Genomic DNA, 2,653 nt, shown 5'->3' with positions numbered 1-2,653 from the left:
GCACAGAGCCGCCCCTGAAATGCCCCTCCTGTGACCACGCCAGAAGCTTCTATCAGATCAAGTGTGAAGAGTATTAAGATTTTTTTGTAGCGGAAGGCTTCAGCCTTCCATAAGTAGACAGTAGACAGGGAAAAACCAAGTAGCCCCACCTTGCCTCAAGGTGGGGACATAACATGCGACCCAGGTTGAGGGCAACCCGGGTCTACCGGTTTTTGGGTTTTTGTAGCGTCGGGGTTCATCCCCGACGTTTATGTGGTAGGTCAGACATTCTTGTGGCAAAGCCAGGCTTGCTCTCTGACCTGAAGGGAACAGCGCGGTAAGCCGGGCTGTCCCGCCAAAGGCGAGACTGCCCGACAAATTCTTGAGAATCGCTTTTGAAAACGATTGCGCGAAAAAGAAACTCAGGTCAAATTTATAACGTAATAAAAATTGTAGGCACATAGTATCAGAATGAGATTTAAACTTATAATCAAAGCCTGTTGATATGTCAGTAAAAAAATTGACTGCTGAGTTATACGCAAAGCTGGGCGAACGTGGGTATAAGTGCAGTATTGTCTCTGTGGAACGCTTGGACGATTTGAAGCAAGAAATCGAATCTCGAAAAAGTCAAGGACTTCTCGACCAGAGACTTTATCGCGAGTATTTTACATCCTTTTCCTACCATCCGCCGGAAAGCTTAACAGGAGCCAGGTCCTTGATAGTAGTTGCAGCCCCGCAGCCACAGATTCAGGTTGTCTTCAACTGGAATGGAAAACCTCAGCCCCTCATCATTCCCCCCACTTACCTGCACTATTCAGACGGGATGGTAAGGGATTTGCTTGCAGACGTTTTAGAGTCGAAAGGGTATGAGATCGCTTCTGTTTTGCTACCAGTAAAGCTTCTATCCGCACGCAGTGGACTTTCCTTCTACGGGAAGAACAATATCTGTTATGTGCCCGGAATGGGAAGCTTTCACCGGCTTATGGCTTTCTACTCTGATCTCTCCTGTCTTGAGGACATTTGGCATGAATCGGTTATGCTGGAGGATTGTGAAAACTGCCTTGCCTGTCTGAACGCCTGCCCTACTGGAGCTATTACCTCTGACCGCTTTTTGATAAAAGCAGAAAGATGTCTGTCTTTTCTAAACGAAAACTCAGGCGATTTTCCAGAGTGGCTAAACCCTTCCTGGCACAATTGCCTAGTCGGATGCCTTCACTGTCAGAGTGTATGTCCTAAGAATAGAGATTTCGTGGATTGGATCGAACCCGGAGCCGAGTTCTCGGAGGAAGAGACTGGTTTACTTCTAAACGGAGCCCCGCTCGAAAAACTTCCTGCCGTAACCGTGAAAAAACTCGAACATCTCGACATGATTGGATATCATGATGTCCTTCCCCGCAACCTGAGAGTCCTCTTAAAGTAGCGGAAGGCCGTCAAGGTCTTGTCCACAGGATCCTGGCGAAGACTTCAGCCTTCCATGTTCTCTTGTGCGAAAGATGGAAACCTGAAGGTTTCCGCTACAAAAAATCTGGTAGGTCAGACATTCTTGTGGCAAAGCCAGGCTTGCTCTCTGACCCTAAAAGAACAGGCAGGAATGCCTGTTCTACCGGTTTTTGACTGTCTCCCCAAAAAGCGTAAAACTATCCGCACCTGTGATTTCTACTTTTACAATTTCCCCCAAAAGGTTATTGTCATTTTCCCCTTTTGGGATTATCACAGTTTTGTTACTTCTCCCCTTCCCTTTCCAGCTTGCTTTATCCCTTTTGCTTTTGCAATCAATCATGACCTCTTCAGCTCTGCCGATCAAACTTTTGTTCTTCTTCTGAGAGATTGTCTTTTGCAGTTCTATTAAGGTCTGAAGCCTCTCTAATTTCACCTCATTTGGTACATCACCCTCGAGAAGGAAAGCTGTTGTTCCCTCTCTGGGAGAATATTTGAACATAAAGGCAGAATCGAACTCAATCCTTTGAACCATCTCCAGGGTCTTTTGAAAATCCTCTTCTTTTTCCCCTGGAAAACCCACGATCAGGTCAGTTGTCAAGCTCAGGTTTTCGACTTTGCTCTTGACTGAATCCACCAGACGCAGATAATCCGAGGAATTATATTTTCGATTCATTTTTTCCAGAATCTTGTCTGAGCCGGATTGCAAAGGGAGATGAAGATGCTCACAAACCTTTTCTAAATCTGACATTGCGTCGATTAGCTTCAAAGAAAGGTCCTTCGGGTGAGAAGTCATAAATCTTATCCTCTGAATATTTGTCTTGCTCACTTCCTTGAGTAGGTCAGCAAAATCGCATCCATTATCCTTATAGGAGTTGACATTTTGCCCGATCAGGGTAACCTCTCTGCACCCGGATTCAGTTAGGCACTGAACCTCCCTTATAATCTCCGACACTTTTCTATTTTTCTCCGAGCCACGCACATAAGGCACAATACAGTAGGAGCAGAAATTCTCACATCCCCTGGAAATTGCTACGAATGAAGAGAATTTATTTTTTCTCTGGGGTAACGAGTCGAACTTTTTCAAATCAGAAAAAGACAAAGCCACAGTTGGACTTTTCCCTTTTTTCTCCAGATAATCCGGAAGCTTGAATAGCTCCTCAGTCCCCAAAACCAAGTCCAGAGCCGGAACTTCTTTCAGGAATCTCTCTCCTAACCTCTGAGCCATACACCCGAT

Annotated in this window: 2 protein-coding genes; one reads left to right on the top strand and one right to left on the bottom strand. The window is 45.5% G+C overall.

The features are described 5' to 3' along the window. Nucleotides 1-484 precede the first annotated feature (484 nt). The gene (locus MUP17_10355) at nt 485-1,399 is read left to right on the top strand and encodes a 4Fe-4S dicluster domain-containing protein (protein ID MCJ7459381.1); all 915 of its coding nucleotides are present in this window, start codon (nt 485-487) and stop codon (nt 1,397-1,399) included. A 180-nt stretch (nt 1,400-1,579) separates the two neighbouring features. On the opposite strand, the gene miaB is transcribed toward MUP17_10355, so the two are convergent. Then, on the bottom strand, nt 1,580-2,653 hold a 1,074-nt coding region (miaB, locus tag MUP17_10350), incomplete at its 5' end, for a tRNA (N6-isopentenyl adenosine(37)-C2)-methylthiotransferase MiaB (GenBank protein ID MCJ7459380.1).

This window comes from Candidatus Zixiibacteriota bacterium (assembly GCA_022865345.1).
GTDB lineage: Bacteria > Zixibacteria > MSB-5A5 > MSB-5A5 > RBG-16-43-9 > RBG-16-43-9.
The sequence above is the reverse complement of the archived record's forward strand: the minus strand, read 5'-3'. Positions and strand labels throughout refer to the sequence as shown.